Origin of the sequence: Enterovibrio nigricans DSM 22720 (genome assembly GCF_900167155.1) — a bacterium.
Taxonomy (GTDB): Bacteria; Pseudomonadota; Gammaproteobacteria; order Enterobacterales; family Vibrionaceae; genus Enterovibrio; species Enterovibrio nigricans.
Window position 1 is genome coordinate 117,555 of sequence record NZ_FUXU01000001.1, and the last position, 21,618, is coordinate 139,172.

At 46.1% G+C, this 21,618-nt stretch carries 17 protein-coding genes and 1 other annotated feature; of the genes, 7 read left to right on the forward strand and 10 right to left on the reverse strand.

Annotation, left to right across the window (positions count from 1 at the left end):
* Positions 1-80 precede the first annotated feature (80 nt).
* Positions 81-1,334 carry an ATP-dependent RNA helicase SrmB gene (gene srmB, locus B5D35_RS00500; protein ID WP_078750673.1) on the forward strand — a complete coding sequence of 418 codons (1,254 nt, stop codon included), beginning with the start codon at positions 81-83 and terminating at the stop codon, positions 1,332-1,334.
* A gap of 234 nt (positions 1,335-1,568) precedes the next feature.
* A complete protein-coding gene (locus tag B5D35_RS00505) occupies positions 1,569-3,113 on the forward strand; it encodes an alanine/glycine:cation symporter family protein (protein ID WP_078750674.1) in 1,545 nt (514 codons plus the stop codon).
* 73 nt (positions 3,114-3,186) lie between these two features.
* Here the strand turns inward: B5D35_RS00505 and yaaA are convergent, their stop codons facing one another.
* Positions 3,187-3,960 carry a peroxide stress protein YaaA gene (gene yaaA, locus B5D35_RS00510; RefSeq protein ID WP_078750675.1) on the reverse strand — a complete coding sequence of 258 codons (774 nt, stop codon included), beginning with the start codon at positions 3,958-3,960 and terminating at the stop codon, positions 3,187-3,189.
* A 110-nt stretch (positions 3,961-4,070) separates the two neighbouring features.
* Complete coding sequence (locus B5D35_RS00515; protein WP_078750676.1) at positions 4,071-5,516, reverse strand: alanine/glycine:cation symporter family protein; 1,446 nt, start codon at positions 5,514-5,516, stop codon at positions 4,071-4,073.
* Between the two features lie 611 nt (positions 5,517-6,127).
* Between B5D35_RS00515 and B5D35_RS00525 the strand changes: the two genes are divergently transcribed.
* Positions 6,128-6,310 (forward strand): DUF3545 family protein, encoded by a 183-nt coding sequence (locus tag B5D35_RS00525; RefSeq protein ID WP_078750678.1) that lies wholly within the window; start codon positions 6,128-6,130, stop codon positions 6,308-6,310.
* A 163-nt stretch (positions 6,311-6,473) separates the two neighbouring features.
* Here the strand turns inward: B5D35_RS00525 and B5D35_RS00530 are convergent, their stop codons facing one another.
* The 3 genes from B5D35_RS00530 to nfo form a co-directional block, all read right to left on the reverse strand.
* Positions 6,474-6,983 (reverse strand): hemerythrin domain-containing protein, encoded by a 510-nt coding sequence (locus B5D35_RS00530; protein WP_101210041.1) that lies wholly within the window; start codon positions 6,981-6,983, stop codon positions 6,474-6,476.
* A gap of 189 nt (positions 6,984-7,172) precedes the next feature.
* The gene (ung, locus tag B5D35_RS00535) at positions 7,173-7,853 is read right to left on the reverse strand and encodes a uracil-DNA glycosylase (protein ID WP_078750679.1); all 681 of its coding nucleotides are present in this window, start codon (positions 7,851-7,853) and stop codon (positions 7,173-7,175) included.
* A 42-nt stretch (positions 7,854-7,895) separates the two neighbouring features.
* Complete coding sequence (gene nfo, locus B5D35_RS00540) at positions 7,896-8,762, reverse strand: deoxyribonuclease IV (protein ID WP_078750680.1); 867 nt, start codon at positions 8,760-8,762, stop codon at positions 7,896-7,898.
* Between the two features lie 334 nt (positions 8,763-9,096).
* Between nfo and grcA the strand changes: the two genes are divergently transcribed.
* Positions 9,097-9,474 carry an autonomous glycyl radical cofactor GrcA gene (gene grcA, locus B5D35_RS00545; protein WP_078750681.1) on the forward strand — a complete coding sequence of 126 codons (378 nt, stop codon included), beginning with the start codon at positions 9,097-9,099 and terminating at the stop codon, positions 9,472-9,474.
* Positions 9,475-9,541: 67 nt separating this feature from the next.
* On the opposite strand, the gene thrC is transcribed toward grcA, so the two are convergent.
* Genes thrC through thrA form a run of 3 tightly spaced genes read right to left on the reverse strand, consistent with a single transcriptional unit; the run spans position 9,542 to position 14,242 of the window.
* On the reverse strand, positions 9,542-10,825 hold the full coding sequence (thrC, locus tag B5D35_RS00550; RefSeq protein WP_078750682.1) for a threonine synthase: 1,284 nt from the start codon (positions 10,823-10,825) through the stop codon (positions 9,542-9,544).
* Positions 10,822-11,781: a homoserine kinase gene (gene thrB, locus B5D35_RS00555; RefSeq protein WP_078750683.1), complete on the reverse strand. Its 960-nt coding sequence runs from the start codon at positions 11,779-11,781 to the stop codon at positions 10,822-10,824. Before thrB ends, thrC begins: the two co-directional genes overlap by 4 nt.
* Before the next feature lies 1 nt (position 11,782).
* Entirely contained in the window at positions 11,783-14,242 is a 2,460-nt protein-coding gene (gene thrA, locus B5D35_RS00560; RefSeq protein WP_078750684.1) for a bifunctional aspartate kinase/homoserine dehydrogenase I, read from the reverse strand.
* An 89-nt stretch (positions 14,243-14,331) separates the two neighbouring features.
* Positions 14,332-14,449, reverse strand: a sequence feature (Thr leader region).
* A gap of 243 nt (positions 14,450-14,692) precedes the next feature.
* Between thrA and aceK the strand changes: the two genes are divergently transcribed.
* Both aceK and B5D35_RS00570 read left to right on the forward strand, forming a co-directional pair.
* Positions 14,693-16,408 carry a bifunctional isocitrate dehydrogenase kinase/phosphatase gene (aceK, locus tag B5D35_RS00565; RefSeq protein WP_078750685.1) on the forward strand — a complete coding sequence of 572 codons (1,716 nt, stop codon included), beginning with the start codon at positions 14,693-14,695 and terminating at the stop codon, positions 16,406-16,408.
* A gap of 220 nt (positions 16,409-16,628) precedes the next feature.
* On the forward strand, positions 16,629-17,102 hold the full coding sequence (locus tag B5D35_RS00570; RefSeq protein ID WP_078750686.1) for a hypothetical protein: 474 nt from the start codon (positions 16,629-16,631) through the stop codon (positions 17,100-17,102).
* 58 nt (positions 17,103-17,160) lie between these two features.
* Here the strand turns inward: B5D35_RS00570 and B5D35_RS00575 are convergent, their stop codons facing one another.
* On the reverse strand, positions 17,161-17,655 hold the full coding sequence (locus B5D35_RS00575) for a putative 4-hydroxy-4-methyl-2-oxoglutarate aldolase (protein WP_078750687.1): 495 nt from the start codon (positions 17,653-17,655) through the stop codon (positions 17,161-17,163).
* 832 nt (positions 17,656-18,487) lie between these two features.
* On the opposite strand from B5D35_RS00575, the gene arcA reads away from it, so the two are divergent.
* Positions 18,488-19,207, forward strand: coding sequence for a two-component system response regulator ArcA (arcA, locus tag B5D35_RS00580; RefSeq protein ID WP_078750688.1), 720 nt, complete (start codon positions 18,488-18,490; stop codon positions 19,205-19,207).
* A 50-nt stretch (positions 19,208-19,257) separates the two neighbouring features.
* On the opposite strand, the gene arcB is transcribed toward arcA, so the two are convergent.
* The gene (arcB, locus tag B5D35_RS00585) at positions 19,258-21,603 is read right to left on the reverse strand and encodes an aerobic respiration two-component sensor histidine kinase ArcB (protein WP_078750689.1); all 2,346 of its coding nucleotides are present in this window, start codon (positions 21,601-21,603) and stop codon (positions 19,258-19,260) included.
* Positions 21,604-21,618 lie beyond the last annotated feature (15 nt).

Sequence of the window (21,618 nt, forward strand, 5' to 3'; positions counted from 1 at the left end):
GTAGTAAATCGCGCTAAGCGGTGCATCTTGAGAGAATTTGGGTATAATCCGCCCCCTAACTATGAGTGGAGAAACTACGCGTGCGAACTTTTGCTGAATTAGAACTGGATCCTCAACTGCTAATGGCTGTGGATGACATGGGCTTTGAGCGACCAACAGCGATCCAGGCTGACGTTATCCCTCATGGAATGGATGGCCGTGATGTACTGGCTTCAGCGCCAACCGGAACGGGTAAAACCGCCGCATTTGTATTGCCATTGCTGCAACACTTGCTGGATTACCCACGTCAAAGACCAGGCCCTGCACGCGCATTGATCCTGACTCCTACTCGTGAATTGGCGATTCAAGTCGCTGATCAAGCCCGTGCGTTAGCAAAATATACTGATCTGAAAATTATCACGATCACTGGTGGTATCTCTTACCAAGAGCACGCGGAAATTCTGGGTAAAACACAAGACATCGTGGTAGCAACACCAGGTCGCTTGATGGAGTACGTAGAAGGCGAACGCTTTGACTGTCGCGCCATTGAAAGCTTGGTGCTTGACGAAGCTGACCGCATGCTCGACATGGGTTTTGGCCCTGCCGTTGATCGTCTGTCACACGAGTGCCGCTGGCGTAAGCAAAGTATGCTTTTCTCTGCAACGCTGGAAGGAAAAGGCATCGATGGTTTCAAAAACACGCTTCTGACCGATCCTGTTGAAGTGGTTGCTGAGCCACCACGTCGTGAACGCAAAAAAATCACACAGTGGTACTACCGTTGTGATGACATGGCACATAAAAATGCTTTGCTGAAATCGATCCTTGCCGATCAAGCAGAACGTGCAATCATCTTTTTTAAGACCCGTGAACGCTTAGCCGCAGTGCGTGAAGAGCTCACAAGAGCGAAAATCCCTTGCGCATGGCTACAAGGCGAAATGGCACAGGCAAAACGTACTTACGCCGTAGAACGATTCACCAGCGGTGAAATCAACGTATTGCTGGCAACTGACGTTGCTGCACGCGGTATCGACGTGCCTGACATCGACCACGTGATCAACTTTGACTTACCGCGCAAAGCCGACGTATACCTTCACCGAATCGGCCGCACCGCTCGCGCGGGTAAAAAAGGTAACGCTATTTCACTCGTTGAAGCACACGATCAACAAATGATGGATCGTATCTGCCGTTATATGAAAGAAGATGTAAAAGAACGTTACGTGGATGGTTTGAAGCCGAAACATAAAAAAGCTGAATTTAAGAAGAAAAAGAAAAAGCTGTCGAAGAAAGAAGTTAAAGGAAAAGTAAAGAAATCGGCAAAAAAAGCAGCCAAAAAAGCAGCCAAAACAACTGATTAACAGCTAAATAATCTAACCAGAACACAGAAAGGAGGCATAATGCCTCCTTTTTTGTTTTTCGCGCTCAGTCGCAGCAAGTTATGCTATTAAACATAATGATTAGCAGTTGAAGATCATGATCACAAAGCGCAACATTTACAACACAAAGATGTAACAATATGTAGCGAATTAAGATTATCCTGCGGCAGGATATTAAATGATCTATCCAATATTTCATTTTAAAAGGATCTTTCAATGCAATCTGTTGTAGAGTTTTTAAACAATATTATCTGGAGTCCAGTACTCATTTATCTGTGTCTGGGTGCAGGTTTGTTCTACTCCATCATTACGCGCTTTGTTCAAGTACGACAATTTAGAGAAATGTGTCGCCTACTCTTTTCGGGCAAAAGCTCTTCCAAGGGTATTTCATCGTTTCAAGCACTCGCCGTTTCACTCTCAGGCCGTGTTGGTACCGGTAATATTGCTGGTGTCGCAGCGGCTATCGGGTTTGGTGGCCCAGGTGCGGTATTCTGGATGTGGATCGTCGCGTTCTTAGGCGCAGCGACCGCATACTCCGAGTCCACACTGGCGCAGATATACAAAGAAGAAGACAACGGTGAGTTCCGCGGTGGCCCTGCGTATTACATCGAAAAAGCCATGGGCCAGAAATGGTATGCATGGCTCTTCGCTATCGCGACCATCTTTGCATGTGGTGTTCTACTTCCGGGTGTGCAATCCAACAGTATCGGTAATGCTATCGAAGCCGCATTTGGCTCCGGAGATATGATTGAAACTGCGTTGGGTACATTCAGCGTTGCGAAAATTACCACAGGTGCATTCATCTCTGTTTTGCTGGCCTTCATCATTTTTGGTGGCGTAAAACGGATCGCGAGTTTTACTCAGATTGTCGTACCTTTCATGGCTCTGGCATACGTGATCATCGCATTCGTGATCATTTTGCTAAACATCACCGAAGTCCCGGGTATTATCGCACTTATCGTGGGTGATGCCTTCTCGCCAATGGCCGGCTTTGGCGCCGCAATTGGGTGGGGTGTAAAACGTGGTATCTACTCAAATGAAGCAGGCCAAGGAACCGGCCCTCACGCGGCGGCAGCAGCCAATGTTGAACATCCAGCTCAGCAAGGTTTGGTTCAGTCATTCTCCATCTACATTGATACCCTGTTGGTGTGTTCAGCCACCGCATTTATGATCCTCATCACCGGTGCGTATAACGTACATGGTCCGGGTGAAGCATTTATCATCCAGAATCTGGCCGCAGATATCAGTGCAAACGGTCCGGTATTTACGCAACTGGCTGTAGAAAGCACCATGTCAGGCTGGGGTAAAAACTTCATCGCTCTCGCGCTGTTCTTCTTCGCCTTCACCACGATATTGGCTTACTACTACATCGCAGAAACCAATATCGCGTACCTTCGCCGCACCATAAAAGTACCTGGGATGATGTTTGTTCTTAAACTCGTCCTGATTGCTTCGGTATTTTACGGCACGGTGAAAGCAGCAAGTATGGCATGGGCAATGGGCGATATCGGTGTGGGCTTGATGGCATGGCTAAATATCGTGGGTATCGTGATTATTTTCTTCTTGAGCAAGCCAGCACTAAAGGCCTTGAAGGACTACGAGCGTCAGCAAAAAGAAGGTGTAGAAGAATACATCTTTGACCCTGTAAAACTGGGTATCAAAAATGCAGACTACTGGGAGCACAGACTGACGCGAAGAGCGCAGGAACAATCGTCAACCTCTGACGACAAACCCGGCGAGCCAGTAAACCCAACTGCCTAACGTTGCACGGCATAAACAAAAAAGGTTAGCTTCAGCTAACCTTTTATTTTTTAAATTCTTATCAGCACCCGAGTTACTGTTCTTCGCGCTTAAACACGAGTTCTTTCTCATTCGATTCTTCTGCACAGAACCCGTAACCTGCACAATCAAATGCCATCAACGCTTCTACTGAGTCGATACGGTTATCAATGATATAACGCGCCATCATGCCGCGTGCTTTCTTGGCAAAAAAGCTGATCACCTTGTATTGACCATTCTTACGATCTTTGAAAACAGGCGTAATAATGCGACCTTTCAGCTTGGCAGGCTTCACTGACTTGAAGTATTCATTCGAAGCCAAGTTCACCAACACATCATCGCCTTGGCTTTCCAATGCCTCATTCAGTGCATTTGTAATGATATCGCCCCAGAATTGGTAAAGATTCGTGCCTCGGTCGTTCTCCAGACGCGTACCCATCTCAAGGCGGTATGGTTGCATCAAATCCAACGGTCGTAACAAACCATAAAGGCCTGACAGCATACGCAGATGATCTTGCGCCCAGCTAAAATCGTCATCAAACAGCGTCTCTGCGTTCAGTCCCGTGTAGACATCACCTTTAAAAGCTAGGACTGCCGGGCGTGCATTTTCCGTCGTAAACTCGATAGACCATTCTTCAAAGCGCGCAGCATTCAGTCCGGCGATTTTATCGCTGACTTTCATCAAACCAGCAATGTCTGCTGGTGTTAGTGTTCTGCACACATCAATCAATGCTTTTGAGTGCTCAATAAACATTGGTTGGGTATAACGCTCCGTTGCCAGAGGTGACTGGTAGTCCAACGTTTTTGCTGGCGAAACCACGATCAGCATAGTGTCATTCCTTTCAAGTAGTTGTACTCAGGTTACCATTGCAAACGAAAAAAGCCACGCTTGAAGGCATGGCTTTTTCCGATATATGCAATAGAAATTACCGAATACGCTTAACGGGTTTGTTCCATTTTATCTTCGGCTTTCCCCCACACACCCGGCTCTATCTGATTAAGCAGTTCAGGGTGGTTTCGGCTGTTAAACGACGGTATTTTTCCGCGTTTCAACTGTTGGTTGTAATCCTTAGCCAAATACACAACCGTGCCCGAAAGCAACAGTATCGCGATCATATTCACAATGGCCATCAAGCCCATCGACGTATCCGCCATGATCCAAACAACCGGCAGTTCCGCCATCGCACCAAACATCACCATACCCAAGACCACAAAGCGGAATATATTGATGCCAGCTTTATAATTATGTCCCAAGAACATCAAGTTCGTTTCAGCATACGAATAGTTCGCGATGATCGATGTAAACGCGAAAAAGAAGATTGCGACAGCAATAAAAATGCCGCCCCAGCTGCCCACTTCGTTGGTCAGCGCTCGCTGCGTCAGTTCGATACCCGTGATTTCACTACCCGGCATGTACTCACCGGGAATCAAGATGATGGCGACGGTCGCAGAACAGATGACAATGGTGTCCACAAATACACCGAGCATCTGCACATAACCTTGCGATGCTGGATGTGGTGGATATGGCGTTGCACTTGCCGCTGCATTTGGCGCGGAGCCCATGCCTGCCTCGTTAGAAAACAGGGCACGCTTAATCCCTTGAACCATACCTTGCGCGATGGTGTAACCCAAAGCACCGGATGCTGCTTCTTCTAGGCCAAATGCACTGCGGAAAATCAAAGCCAGTACATCAGGTACTTTCTCAAGATTCGTGAACATCACATAGAACGCCAATGCTAGATAGAGCATGGCCATCACTGGAACAATCAACTCTGCGGTACGCGCAATTTTTCGAATACCACCAAAAATCACGAATGCAGAAAGAAACACCAGCGCAATCCCCACATACAGCGGGTCAAACCCAAATGCCACATAGGCAGCCTGTGTGATTGAATTTGCCTGTACCGAGTTAAAAACCAATCCAAACGCGATGATAAGCAGGACGGAAAAGACGACACCCATCCAGCGCATATCAAGGCCTTTCTCCATGTAATAGGCCGGCCCGCCACGGAAATTTCCATCGCCATCTCGGGTTTTATACAGCTGGGCCAGCGTGCTTTCGGCAAATGCGGTTGCCATACCCAAAAACGCGATCAGCCACATCCAGAAGATTGCACCCGGCCCCCCTAAGGTCAGCGCGACAGCGACCCCCGCCATGTTACCGGTACCGACACGAGCAGCGAGACTTGTGCAAAGTGCTTGAAAAGAAGAAATGCCTTCGCTGTCTGATTTACGGCTGTTTCTCATCACGCTGAACATATGCCCAAAGTGACGAAGTTGAATAAAACCAAGTCGTAGCGTGAAAAAGATGCCACCACCGATCAATAGATATATGAGTACAGAACCCCATATCAAATCGTTCAAAAAATTGATAAGACTAACCACGCGTCCCCCTCTTTACGTATAAACATTCTCGCAACGTAAGAATCCCCGGTGATCGAGGGTGCGATGAGATGCAACTGACTTAATCGCCAGCGAATGAAGATGTGGGCATTTCAAGCAAACGTGCCCGAAACCCCGAAAATGTGCATTTTTCGTATTGATTTAATGAGCGTAGCTCACAAAATTCCGCGAGATGATGAAGGTTGCCGCCTGAAAAATCAATATGAACCCATAAGCATATTGAGTTGCTATTATCGTCCAAACGAAATACCAAAACACGTTGAAAAACACATCGCACACACAAGACGCCAACAACATAACAACACCCCAACCACGTACATTATCTTGTTCTCGGTGCGTTAAATTGAACATGTACGCACAAAGTATTCTGTGATGACAGCAAGTTGCCTTTCAATTTGTTATGAACTCTAAACATCCCTCAAAGATGATTTGCACCCCACCCAGCTGATTGAAAAACAACCAGAACCCTGAAAACGGTGATGTCACTCTCATAAAAAATTCACTAAAGAGTAACAAATGAGAAACACTTCAATTTTATTTTGGGGAAGGTTTGATACTTAAATACTGACCGCACGGTAATATGGGGTGAATTTATGGATAGCTTTGCCTTCGAAGATATTTTCGATCAAGACAGAACACAACGCGGTGGACGAAACAAGCAAGTCAAACGCAAGTGGAGAGAAATTGAGGCTCTGAAAGACAGACAGCGCCTTAGAAAAGAGTTGCAAGACATCGATATGACTGGTGATTTTACCGATAGTGACTTTGATTTTTAACCTTCTGTTTCTATCACTCGTTTAACCTGTTGGTGCACTGCATAGCGCACCCTCATCTAAAAAGGCACATTCCTGTGCCTTTTATGTTTTTCAATTCGATGTCATTTTTCATTCCAGCGTCTTAAACGCCACTCTATCTCAGGCCTTCAGCGCCGCAGCCAATTCAATAAAGTTGTCGGAGACGCGGCTCCCAAAATAACGGGTCACTCCGCTCAGACTCCCATTGTGTTTGAAGATAAGACCAATCTTCCGACGTCAGCTGCTTTTCAATCAATGGTAAAATAGCGTGCTCTTCCAACTCCAGATGCTCGCGCTGACAGAGCACAAATCGGTTCAGCTTCTCCGCAAAGAGATCCAATGGAATGACGGCGTCCATCAAAATCATATCAACTGTGTCAGCAAACTCCGCGGTTAAGCTGGCTAAACTGTCATGCTCAGCATCTAAACGAGCCACCTCTGCCGCACCTTTATACTTATCAACATAGTAGTGATAAATCAGGTCTTCTTTCGGATGGTGATATTTTTCCGCATGCTCTTGTAAATAACGAACGGCATCGCGGATCAGACTGTAGTTTACTGTCTTCTCGTTTTTAATTGCAGTGAGGTTGCGAGCAAGAAGTTTTAGTAACTTACTAATATTATTATGATCTTCATGAATGCTACTGATTAGCATAGGACTCCCTTCCTTTGATTTTTTATTCTCCAACTTCAACAGTCTATCCAGCCGATTCTTAGACGAATTGCGCCTGGTCATTTTTTGTTCAGTTATTTAGAGAAAGCGGCACCAAAGAAAAAAACCGCGATCCATTTCACTGAACACGGGTTTTCTATTCAAAAGGGGACACCAAGCTACCAGAGAGCGTTAAGCGTCTAGATCTGGTTGCCAATTGACAGGCACTTTCCCCATCTTTGATAACAATGCGTTGGTTGAAGAGAAGTGCTTGCAACCAAGGAAGCCACGGTGTGCAGAAAGAGGGGATGGATGCGGCGCCTCCAGTACATGATGGCGGTGACGGTCAATCACCCGCCCTTTCTTGCGAGCATGTGCCCCCCAAAGCAAGAAAACCACCCCTTCGCAATGCAGGTTAACCGCCTCAATCACGCGGTCCGTAAACGTTTCCCATCCCAAATGCGCATGAGAATGCGCGTTGCCCTGCTCTACCGTCAGCACTGTATTTAGCAGCAATACGCCCTGATCCGCCCAGCTTTTCAAATAGCCATGACTCGGAACGCTAAACCCTTCAATATCCTGAGCCAGCTCTTTGTACATATTCACGAGAGAAGGCGGTGGCTTAACGCCCGGCAAAACAGAAAAACACAAACCATGTGCCTGATTCGGTCCGTGATAGGGATCCTGCCCTAAAATGACGACCTTCACATCGCTGAGTTCAGTAAAGCGAAATGCATTAAACACATCTTCTTTTGGCGGGTAGATCACTTTGCCCTGTTCGCGCGCTTCAGTCACAAACGTCATCGTGTCTTTAAAGTAATCCTGTTCTTTTTCCTGACCAATCACATCTTGCCAGGTGGTTACTTGTGTCATGTGAGCCCCAACTTGCCGATTATTGTTTAATTGGACGCGATTCTACGCGGTTATTGAAGAAGATGCTGTGACTTCGAATTGACGCAGGAGGCGGATCTCATCGGCCCACTTTTCAGGTTGAATGGTTTCCAATACAAGAGGGATACCGTCAAAGCGCTTATCCTGCATGATCACTTCAAAACAAGGCAAACCAATCTCCCCTTCTCCAAGCGCATGATGACGATCAACCCGAGAGCCAAACGGCGTTTTGGAGTCATTCAAGTGCATACCTCTTAGGTACTGAAAACCGACAATCTTTTCGAATTCCGCAAAGGTTGCTTCTGCTGCACTATGGGAGCGCAAATCATAGCCTGCCGCAAAGGCGTGGCAAGTATCGATACATACACCGACTCGCATTTTGTCCTCCACTTGCGCAATGATTGTTGCGAGTTGCTCAAACGACCAACCTAGGTTTGTACCTTGCCCTGCCGTGTTCTCAATCACGGCCACCACATCAGGGACTTCTTGATGCGCAAGATTAATAGATTCGGCAATCAATGCTAAACAGGCATCTTCACTGATCTTCTTTAAATGGCTACCAGGGTGAAAATTCAATAGCGGTAAACCAAGTTGACAACAACGCGCCATCTCATCGAAAAAGGCCTCACGGGACTTCTGCAACTTGTCTTCTTCCGGTGCGCCAAGATTAATGAGGTATGAATCATGGGGAAGAATCGCCTCCGGCGCGAAGCCATACTGACGACAATTTGCTTTAAAAGATGTGATGGTCTGACTCTCAAGTGGCTTTGCCACCCACTGCCGCTGATTCTTTGTAAACAGCGCAAACGCGTTGGCCCCGATTTGTGCGGCGTTAACAGGTGCTTTGTCCACACCACCAGCAGCAGATACATGTGCACCAATATATTTCATCTCAATTTGCTCCCACTTCGTAACCGACAACATTTTAAGTTACTTACTTTGACGATAAACAGGAATTTCACTGCCTTCCCATCGCGCTATTTTGTAGTAATAAAATTACAAATGTAATTTTTGACAATAATTCAAAATGTTATCAAATTGTACTATTTCAAATAGTTAATATTTTCTTGATTCAGAACAATAAATTCATTGTCTGAATTTTGCATATTTTGGTTGTAATTTGACTAAAATCAAAATAACCTTAAAAACAATACGGTATACAAGTACCCAGCTCATCAAAAGTTCGATAATTAAAATCATCAAAGCCTATCAAGGGGAAAGAATTATGATCACTGGTATTCAGATTACTAAAGCCGCTAACGACGACCTACTGAATTCAATCTGGCTGCTGGACAGCGAGACCAACGAAGCACGTTGTGTTGCTGCGAAAGCTGGTTTCGAAGCAGACCAAGTTATCCCAGCTGCTGATCTGGGTGAGTACGAAAGCCGCGACATCGCGATCGAAGTACCTGCGAAAATCGAAGGCGGTCAGCACCTGAACGTGAACGTTCTTAAGCGTGAAACGCTGGAAGACGCAGCTAAGCACCCAGAAAAATACCCACAGTTAACTATCCGTGTTTCAGGCTACGCTGTGCGTTTCAACTCTCTGACTGTTGAACAGCAACGCGACGTTATTGCACGTACTTTCACTAACTCTCTGTAATCGACAGACCGTTAGTACGCATAAAAAAACCGGCCAATGGCCGGTTTTTTGTTTTTCTCTATCAGGCTTAGCCTGCAACTTTCATCAGGTATTCGCGAAGTTGCGCAAAATCTGCATCTTGTTCAACAGACAGCAATTCCATCGTGGCATGTTTTGCTAACGGTCCCGGCAGTGGAATATCCTGCCCTAATATCTCATCGACCGACTCTTTGAATTTCGCAGGATGCGCAGTGCAAAGGAACAGGCCAAACTCGCCGTCTTGAAGTTGCTCTTCCAACACACGGTACGCTATCGCGCCGTGCGGCTCACACAAGTAGCCAGCATCAAACATCGCCTTCAATGTTTCTGCCGTTTCCTCATCCGTCACTGCGCCTGAGCCTAGCTCATTCAAGCCCCAACCTTTAATTTTGCACAGCTCTTCAATGCGCGGCCAGTTATTGGGCTGACTGACATCCATCGCATTCGACAATGTTGGAATGGTTGCCTCTGGTGTCCATTCACCGGTTTTCAGGTAGCGTGGTACGGTGTCGTTCACATTCGTAGCGGCAATAAAGCGTTTGATTGGCAAACCAATCGCTTTCGCCAGCAAACCTGCGGTCAAGTTACCGAAGTTACCACTAGGTACGGAGATAACCAGATTTTCACGCTGCTCTTGGGTTAGTTGGGAAGCGGCTTCGAAGTAGTAACAGATTTGTGCCATCAAGCGACTAATGTTTATCGAGTTGGCCGAGTTCAAACCAATCGCTTTTCTAAGCTCTGCATCATCAAACGCATTTTTCACCATCGCCTGACAATCATCGAATGTGCCGCTCACCGCCACCGTATGGATATTGCCGCCCAAGGTACAAAAGAGCTTTTCTTGTAACGGGCTGATTTTGCCTTTCGGATACAGGATCACAACATTGATGTTTTCCATACCGTAAAACGCATGGGCAACCGCTGCACCAGTGTCACCTGACGTTGCCGTTAGAATGGTCACTTTGCCACCGTCAGAAACTGCAGCCAGTGATTGCGCCATAAAGCGACCACCAAAGTCTTTGAACGCTAACGTCGGGCCATGGAACAACTCCAATGCACTGATAGCGTCCGTTACTTTCTGAACTGGTGCTGGAAATTGAAATGCGCCATCGACCATTTGGCGAACCGTGTCGGCTGACAGTTCTTCACCAATAAAGGCAGACAAAATATCGCTGCTACGGCTGACAAAGTCTTTCGCCAGCAGAGCATCGATATCATTAAATGTTGGGAGTTCGCTTGGGAAGAACAGCCCCTGATTACGGCCAAGGCCTTGTTTTACAGCCTGACTGAACGAGACCTGTTCGTCGTTTTCTTTGATGTTGTATAACTTCATAGTTCACTTCCTGTCACTGTCGATCCTGTTGAATCCAATCGACAGATATGGACAAATCCTTCTTCATTCTGAACGTAATTTTCCTGTAGCCACTTGGCAACGCGCTCAGCCACCGCTTTGTCACTGGTGATACTGAACAGCGTCGGGCCTGAGCCCGAAATCCCCGTCGCCAATGCTCCCGCGTCTTCTGCATAGTGTCTTGCTTCTGCAAAGCCTGGAAGAAGCTTTTCGCGGTATGGCTCTGCCACGACATCTTTGATCATACTTGCCGCTAATTCGGGTTGACCAGAGTAACAGCCATGGATGAAGCCTGCCAGATGTCGACCATGATTTATCACATCTTGACGACGATATTGCGCCGGCAAAATTGCGCGAGCTTCCGCTGTCGGTACTTTGATACCCGGGTAGGCCATGACCCAATACCATTCATCAAAACACGGCACTTGCTGACTAATGATCCCCATCTGTTCGACCATCAATTGCAGACCACCCAAGTAGCACGGCGCGACATTGTCGTAATGCAAGCTGCCTGAAATTGCCGCTTCCATTTCTCCCATTAGTGCCAATAAGGACGTTTCGTCCAACGGTTCATCATGGAATTTATTCAGCGCATCTAGCGCTGCGACGATGGAGCAAGCGCTGGAACCAAGACCCGAACCAATTGGCATATTCTTTTCTAGTGTCATCGCAACATTGCGAATTGGCTCACCACGCTTTTCCAACTCGCGGCAAAACACCAAATAACACTGATAAACGATATTCTCTTCTTGGTTTTCAGGCAGCTTATCAACAAAGCTACCGACGCAATCCAGCTGAAAAGATGTTGAGCCGCCATTCGCAACTTTTACACGGTCTCCCAACAAACTACCATCGATGGGTGAAACAGCAGCACCCAGCACATCAAACCCTACGCTGACATTACCAATAGAAGCAGGCGCATAAACAACGACACTCATCTTATACCCCCAACTTCCAGCCAAGTGTACGCATCAGGTCAGCAAATACCCCAGCAGCTGTTACCGCAGTACCCGCACCATAACCGCGCAGTACCAATGGAATTGGCTGATAGTATCGGCTGTAAAACGCCAGGGCATTTTCACCTTCTTTGATCTTGAACATCGGATCATCCGCGTCAACTGCTTCAATTTTCACCGAACAGTGTCCACGATCAATACTACCGACATAGCGTAGAACTTTACCGTCAGCACGAGCCTCGGCTGCCAGTTTGTCAAAGTAAGCATCCGCTTCTGGCAGCTTTGCCATAAATGCTGCAACATCACCTGACGCATCAAAGCCTGGAGGCAGTGCAGGCTCAACGTCGACATCTTCCAATTCAAGGTGCATACCGGCTTCTCGGGCAAGAATTAGCAGTTTACGCGCTACGTCCATACCCGAGAGATCATCGCGTGGATCAGGCTCAGTAAAGCCACTGTCACGGGCAACGCTTGTTGCTTCACTGAAGCTTTGGCCTTCATCCAGCTTTCCGAAGATATGAGACAAGGAACCGGACAGAATGCCGGTAAATTTTTCCAGCTCATCGCCTGCGGCAATCAAGTTCTGCAAGTTTTCAATAACAGGCAAACCAGCACCGACCGTTGTGTCATACATAAATTTTCGACGCGTTGCGCGCGCAGCTTTACGCAGCTGTTGGTAATACGCCATGCTCGCAGTATTCGCTTTCTTGTTTGGCGTAATAACGTGGAAACCCGATGACAAAAAGTCTGCATATTGGTCAGCAATCGCTTGATCTGATGTGCAATCAATAAACACAGGGTTGATGATGTGATTCTGCTGAACCAAGCGAACCATGCGCGGTAGGCTGAACGGCTCATCAACTTTCGCCAACTCATCACGCCAAGTGCTCAGATCAATACCTCTACTGTTGAGTAACATACCGCGGCTATTTGCCAGACCACAGACTCGAATCACGATACCTTGATCTGCCAGTTTCGCTTGCTGACGTTGTACCTGTTCTACCAATTCACCGCCGACACCGCCGACACCCACTATAAACAGATCGAGATAGTGATTAGAGTTAAACAGGTTTTCATGACACGCTTTAACGGCTTCTGACACGCGATTATCAGGGATAACCGCTGAGATTGAGCGCTCTGAAGAACCTTGCGCAATCGCCACGATGTTTACGTTCACTTCAGCTAATGAGGTAAAGAACAGAGACGCAACACCTTTTGCTGTGCGCATCGCATCACCGACCAACGAAACAATCGCTACGTTATCAACAAACTCAACTGGCTCAAGAAGCCCGTCTTTCAGTTCCAACTCAAAATTCTCTTGCAACGCTCGCATTGCCAGCGGCTTATCTTCCGCTTCAATACAGAAGCTGATGCTGTATTCAGATGAAGATTGCGTGATCAGTACAACAGACACACCGGCAGAAGACATTGCGCCAAACACACGTGCGGCCATGCCCACCATGCCTTTCATGCCAGGGCCAGACACATTGACCATACTCAATTTGCTTAAGGTCGTAATGCCTTTCACCGCCAAGTTATCTTCGTGGTTGTCATTGCCAATTAGCGTCCCTGCACCTTGAGGGTTAGCAGTGTTTTTAATCAGACAAGGGATGTGGAAGCGAGCGATAGGAAGGATGGTTTTCGGGTGAAGCACTTTGGCACCAAAATAAGAAAGCTCCATCGCTTCTTGATAGCTGAGGGATTTCAGTAACTTCGCGTCAGGCACCAGGCGTGGATCGCAGCTGTAAACGCCATCAACGTCAGTCCAAATCTCGCAGCACTCAGCGCGAACACACGCAGCCAAGACGGCTGCAGAGTAGTCAGAGCCATTGCGGCCCAGCGTGACCAACTCGCCTTGCTCGTTTGATGCGGTAAAGCCGGGCATCAAACCGATATGATTCGCAGGAATTGGTTCTTTCTTGAAGCGATCAGAAGACACTTCGATATCGACCATGGCTTCAAGGTAGTCGCCTTTGGCCTGGAGATAGTGTACAGGGTCAATCACATACGTATTGAAACCACGTGCTTTCAATAGCTCAGACATGGTTGCGATCGAGAGACGCTCACCTTTACTGATGATACGTGCATAAATGTTGTCTGGGCAAAGACCCAACAGTGCAATGCCATGAACATATTGTTTGAGTTGAGCCACAGTGCTGTCGAGTGCTTGATACAATGACGTTTTGTCGAAATCAGCTTCCATGTCTGACAGGCCGTCAAACAATGCTGAGAAAATGGATTGGATTTCTGCCACTTGCAGTTCTGCTTCGCCATGTTTGATCGTATTTTCAATCACATCCACGAGAGCATTGGTGATCTTCGCAGGCGCAGATAAAACCGCCGACACTTCACTTTGACAGGTATTGCTTGTGATGATCTCTGCTGCACGGCTGAACCTCTCAGCATTTGCCAGTGACGTACCACCAAACTTTAAAACTCGCATCCTTTCCTCCAACTCCTTGTTGATACCAACCTGACTAACAGTCTGAAGCTTGGGTTGGTATAAATCCTATAATTCAGTAATAAGCAGGTTAAAAAAAAGCCCGTACCTTTTTGGGTACGGGCCTTTTTTAAAAATTCAGTGCATGTCAGCCCGCACCCTCACACATGGTGATGGTAATCGTGGTAATAATGGTTGTGGTGCCGACCGCGTTAAACATGGTTAAAAACCTATCGTTTTGCCTTTCTATAACGTTTACAGAATGCAGCCTATAAGGTCAACAAAAATTTAAGTTATCTCTCAAAAAAACGCTGTAATTCGCAACTCTTCATTATCAAATTTAAAAGATGAGAAATACCTTAATTTTCCGCACTCCACCTTGCGGAGTTGCTACCTGCACGACATAGTTAATTGAATTGAGCAGAAAAACAGCAACACCAAAGGAGGGAACCAATGGCAGTTGCAATGGAAGAGTTGGTCGCACAAACCATATTACAAGGTGCAGATGCTATGTACGGCCGTTTTCTGGATGTCACAGCAGGGGCGCAAGAACGTTTTGAGCAACGCGACTGGAAAAGCGTACAAAAAGCATTAAAAACACGCATCAGTTTTTACGACCATCATGTCGGCCTTGTTAGCCAACAATTGAAAACCATGCTGACAAAACAACATGCCACGCGTTCTTTCCTCATGGCTGTCAAAGAGGAATACAGTCGACTGCTTGATGATTATCCCCGCTATGACATTGCAGAGAGCTTCTTTAATTCGGTGTATTGCCGAATGTTCGACCATCGCAATATCCGTCGTGACAAATTATTTGTAAACAGTTCTCAGGGTGGCCGAATTCCTAAATACCCGACGCCGTTACTTAAAAGGTATCCGTCAAAAAATAGTCTCATCCAGACTGTCGAGCGCATTCTGGACGACACGCCTTTCACACTGAATTGGGTCGACAAGGCTAGAGATATTCACCGTATCGTCGAAGCCTTACAGCATACGCTGGGGCCTCAACTGACCGATGAAGTGATCATCGACATGATCAGAGAGCCATTTTATCGTAACAAAGCCGCTTACCTTATCGGTCGCATTGATCTGGCAAACCAGACTCGTCCGCTAGTGATCCCGATACTGACTAATTCGCAAAATCAACTTTATGTGGATGCCTGCATCATCGACTCTGATGATGTCAGTGTCATTTTTGGCTTTGCTCGCTCATATTTCATGGTGTATGCCCCCGCGCCTGCAACCTTGGTCGATTTTCTTGGTCAATTAATGCCACATAAAACCCCCTCACAGCTCTATACCTCTATAGGGTGTCAAAAACATGGCAAAACAGAACTGTATCGGGAGTTTCTCCTTCATATGGAACATTCAGACGACCAGTTTGTCATTGCCCCGGGTATAAAAGGCATGGTGATGTCCGTGTTCACCCTGCCCTCCTATGGGTTCGTTTTCAAAATCATCAAAGACCGATTTGCGCCCCCAAAAGACATAACCCACGCTATGGTCAAAGAGAAATACCAGTTAGTTAAAGAGCACGATCGTGTCGGCCGAATGGCAGATACCCTTGATTATCGGAACTACATATTCCCCCGGCATCGTTTCAGTGAGGCGTTGTTAGACGAACTGCTTCAGGTGGCACCGTCAAATATCAAACTGACCAGCAAGGAAATCCACATACGACATCTGTACATGGAACGACGGATGATCCCGTTAAATATTTACCTTGAGCAGGCCGACGATAATGAGCTTCGAGAAGCCGTGCAAGAGTATGGCGATGCTATCAAACAACTGGCCGCGGCAAACATCTTTGCAGGCGACATGTTGTTTAAAAACTTTGGTGTCTCCCGCCATAGTCGCGTAATTTTTTATGATTACGATGAAATTTCTTACCTGACAGAAGTTAATTTCAGACGCATCCCGCCGCCACGCTTCCCAGAAGACGAAATGGCTGCAGAACCATGGTATAGCGTTGGAGAGAATGATGTCTTCCCAGAAGAGTTTCGTACCTTCTTGTTAATCAACCCTAAGATACGTGCATTGTTTGATGAGCTTCATGCCGATCTCTTTGATGCTGATTATTGGAAAGAGCTGCAAGACAACATCCAACACGGCCATTTCAATGACGTGTTCCCTTACAGTGATGATTGTCGGTTTACTAATCACTGAAATTGCGATCAATATTTCATAAAGTCAAAAACCTGACGTTATTCAGGTACATAACTTGCTCAATAATTGGGCATGACTTGGTGTGGCAATAAGATGCCGGAGCAATGTCACAATACCTAAATTGTGTTTAAAAAACATGCAAAGAGCTTTATCCAAATTGAGACAAGTGATCTAAAATAACAACTCAATCTAATAAAAACGAATCAGGGAAGGAGGCTCAATGAGACAATTATTGCTCGCCATCACCCTGCAATTAGTGGCTTTTTTGGCATTCGCGCAGGGTTCGTTACCGCTGTATGAATATGTTGAAGAGAACGATAAGCCTTGGTTCTCTAACTCGCTAAAAACGGGAAATCAAACTTTTGACAGTTGGACAATTAGTAGCGGCTATCACTACCCAGTCCATAAAAAAGTGAATGTCTTTCTCGCGACAGAACTAACAACAGACTCCGTTATTTCATCCGGCGCAAAAGGTGTCGCCAGTGGTGTGCAGTTTAATGTCAATGAGACACTGACCTTTGACAGTAGTATTCAGGCCGAACGGATAAATGAAGAAACCATTGGTGTGTTTGGTATGAGCAGTACCTATAGGATCACTGACTCATTAAACCTTGAAGCCAAAGTCGACTATAACTTCAACCAAATGCCCGAAAATTCAACAAACTACCAACTCGGTGTTGGATATAGGTTCTGATTCAAACATACATATAAAAACCGCCTTCTTCTGGCGGTTTTTTTCATTTTCGCTTAGGTTATATCGGCTCAACCGTTGTTAACGGCTCTGCGCTGACGACAACGCCATTTTTGTCTGCATACAAATAGTCCCCCGATGCGATCAGCACGCTTCCGATACGCAAGTTGACGCCAACTTCACCCAGCCCCTTCTTCTCAGTCTTGATAGGACAAACCCCCATTGCTTTCACACCAAGTGGCATTTTTTGCAGAGCCGAAGCGTCTCGGACAGCGCCATAAACCAACACACCGCTCCAGCCATTGCTGACGGCTTTCTCTGCCAGCAAATCGCCAAGTAAAGCGCGATTGAGATTGCCATGTCCATCAACCACCAGCACGCGCCCTTCACCAGGAGAGGCCAGTAACTCTCTGACCTTTGAATTATCCTCATAGCAACGCAATGTTTCTATGTACCCTGAAAAGCACACGTTTCCGCCGTAATCTTGCCATTGAACTGGTATCCAAGTGACAGAACCTTCAAATTCATCGCATAAATCTGGCAAGAGATCGTCCATGTTTTCTCCCATATCGTAAATAAACCGTGACAGATACGTGACTCTAACCCTAGCAAGAATTCCAAACCAAGCAGCGATTTCATCGCTAAAGTGGGATTTAGTAATAAGGAGACTGTCTGCCGTTTGCGATCGATTCGCGACCTGATGAAGAATAGCTATCCATAAAAACTGACGTGATTGAAGAGCAAGGTAACAGTCATATCTGTCAACCAATACGAACTATTCAGATTATTATTTCAATAAAAGTTTGAAGATATAAGGAGCGGGAATCATTAAAAGATCCCGTAAGATGAGGAAATTCGCGTAGTTTGAGGAATAAAAGCTGTGATATCACCATTATTATTGAATCGAAGCGATTGACCAAGATCTAGCAAAATGCTCTGATATCCTTACTTTCAATGCGTACCGTTACACATTTTTCACAGCTGTTGTAATAGTACGAAAAGGTTGAAACTCACTTTTAATATTTACAACGAAATCTACCCTTGAAACACCAGCATCGTTGATTTTTTGAGCGAGATTGACGTATATCAATAAAGCTTAAAAAATATTGCGTTGATTTATTACTAAATATTGTTAGCACGCTGTTAAATGAATACAATCGTGCTATCCAATGGAATTGCTGCCCAAAAGCGTCTTGATTGGTAGCATGCAGAATGGTGATACGATTTCGTATTCACCCTCTCTAAGGATGGCGTTTGATACAGAAAAGTTTGTTCGATCGCTGAGTGAAAGTCTTTTGATCTGCTTTTCTTGTTTGTAAGTTTTCTTCACAATGTAATGTTACGCTGTGACTGTTATACCAGATTTTTTAAGAAATTAGGTAACGCCAATGCAAACCCCTCATATTCTGATTGTTGAAGACGAGCATGTAACTCGTAATACGCTGAAAAGCATCTTCGAAGCTGAAGGTTATACCGTTCTAGAAGCCAATGATGGCGAAGAAATGCACCAAGTGCTATCTAACAATCAGGTTAACCTGGTAATCATGGACATTAACCTTCCAGGTAAAAACGGCCTGTTGCTGGCTCGCGAACTGCGTGAGCAAGGCGATATGGCGCTGATGTTCCTGACTGGCCGCGATAACGAAGTTGATAAGATCCTAGGTCTAGAGATTGGTGCTGATGATTACATCACCAAACCATTCAACCCGCGCGAACTAACTATCCGTGCTCGTAACCTGCTAACTCGTGCAATGAACCAAGGTTCTCCGCTAGAAGACAAGCGCTCAGTTGACCGCTACGTTTTCAATGGTTGGATTCTGGACATCAACAGCCGTTCATTGATTAGCCCAGACAACGAGCAGTTCAAATTGCCACGTTCGGAATTCCGTGCGCTGCTTCACTTCTGTGAAAACCCAGGAAAAATCCAAACACGTGCAGATCTTCTTAAGAAGATGACAGGTCGTGAGCTTAAGCCACACGATCGTACTGTAGACGTAACCATTCGCCGCATCCGTAAGCACTTTGAATCTTTCGGTGACACACCTGAGATCATTGCGACTATCCACGGTGAAGGCTACCGCTTCTGTGGTGAACTGGAAGATTTCTAATTCTTTCCGTTCGAATGAGAAAAAGCCCGCTATAGCGGGCTTTTTTGTTTTTACTTATGGCTATACTCATCCAGCCACTGCTTGAGCACAACAAGGTCGTGCAAGTAGCCGTCTTTGATTTCATCAACCCAGTCAGCAATGTTCTCCCACCAAGCAGGCAACTCTGGTGATTGCGCTTGCTGTGCAACCTTCTGAATGTGCTTAAGACCGATTGAGCCAGCGGCACCTTTTATCTTGTGCGCCTCACTTGCAATACCTTCCTGATCTTTTGCCGTCATGTTGCTATCTAGGATTTTGATGTACTCAGGCATTACCTGCTCAAACATCTCAATACTCTTGTATACCGGCTCAGCGCCTACAATATCGACGTATGACATCAGCATTTCCAGATCAAGCAGTGTATCCATAACCTCACTACCAATGACTCGCTGAACGTCTTCCTTACGCTCGATTGCAATCGGGCACTGTAAGGCTAATCGCTCAATCACCCCAGCAACAGCAACTACGCTAATAGGCTTGCTGATGGCATCATCCATGCCTTTCTTGATGTACTCGTTTTTGTCTTTGATAACATTGGCCGTCAATGCCACAAGCGGCGGTAACTTCTGCCCACTATCTCGTAATGTTTTCGCAATGTCGAAACCCGTCATGTCTGGCAATTGGATATCAAGTAGCAACAGGTCGTACTCTTGTTGACTAAACATCGAGAGTGCCTCCTTGCCATTTCGCGCAACCAACACCGTATGTCCCAAACTTTCTAACAGGTTTTTGGCAACCGTGATATTCAGTTCAATATCTTCGACCAGCAAGATTTGCAACGGACTTTGCTCTTCCTTCACCGTTTCTACGTTTTCTGCATGCTCACAAAGCGGAACAGATAACGTCAGCGTAAAGACGCTACCTTCGCCGACATCACTGTCTACGGTGATGTCCCCTTCCATCAACCTTGCTAACTGGCGAGAAACTGCGAGACCAATCCCTGTTCCTACAGCATGTAAATTGTCTTCGCCTTGTTTAACTTGATAATACATAGCGAAAATCTTGCTTTGCTCGTCATACGGAATGCCAACACCGCTATCTTCGATATCAAATTCTAAGTGAGCGATGTCGCCTTCTACATCACAGCGCACAGCCACGTTGACAGCACCCTGTTTGGTAAATTTCACCGCATTTCCAACAAGGTTCCAAAGTATCTGACGAAGGCGCGTCGCATCGACTTTAATCGAGGATGGCAAATCAGTAAGGCGATCTAAGCTAAAGCGAAGACCCTTTTGTTCAGCCATCAAACCGCTAATATTTTCAATCTCTGAAACGAAATCATGAAAATCAACCGGCTGAGGAGACAACTCCAACCGGCTCCGATCTGACTTATCCAAGTCAATAATGTCGTTAAAGATATTACCCAAGGTAATCGCGCTGACGTGAATGGTACGCAAATGCCCCATTTGTTCGCCTGTCAGCTTCGTTTCCAGCAACATACGGCTTAACCCTACGATGCCATTTAATGGTGTACGGAGCTCGTGGCTAATGGTTGAAATAAAGGCGGTTTTATCACGGCTCGCCTTCTCTAAGGCATCTTGATAACGTTTTCGCTCAGTGATCTCTCGGCCAAAACCGACAATTCCTAAACGACGACCATCACGGGCATAGAAAGGCAGTTTGCGCAGTTCAAAATACGCTTTCGTGCCATCTGTGTACTCCAACCACTGTTCGTAGGTTAATGATACGGTGTTATCGAATACTTGCTGATCCGTCTCAACCACTTTACTCGCAACATCTTCGCTATAAACGTCCCAGGGAGTCAGACCAACAAGGTCCTTTTCTTTTTTACCCGTCAGAACTTCCATGGCCTTATTGCAGCCTGAGAATTGTCCCTTTTCATTACGATAGTAAATAAGATCGGGGGAAGCATCGATAAAAGAACGAAGCAATACGGTTTGTTCAGCAAGATCCAACTGCGCTTTTTCACGCTGATAAACTTCATTTTCCAGATCCTGCATGGCCTCTTCACGCGCTTCTTCTGCTCGTTTTCTCTCTTCTATTTCCTGATTGAGCTGTGTGATGTTGTCTGTGAGTTGGCGATTGAGTTCCATGTCACGCGCTCGCATTTCCTCTAGCTTTGAAACAAGCTTAGATAGGCGCTGACGCGACTCCTCCAATTGATCGACCACAACAGAGAGAAAATAAACAGCCCAAGGCGTAATTAACAAACCGAAGAAAACAGAACGAATGATGTCACTGTTATGCACTGTTCCATTGAGAAACAGCGTGATCCCTATTTGCACCAGCACGGCAAGTGCCACTAAAGCTAACGCCAAGAGCATGCTGAAACGCACGAGTCCTAGCTTTACAAGCAAATCGACATAGTATTGTGCTAAGAGTTTAATTTGCTTCATTGAACTTCCCGATCA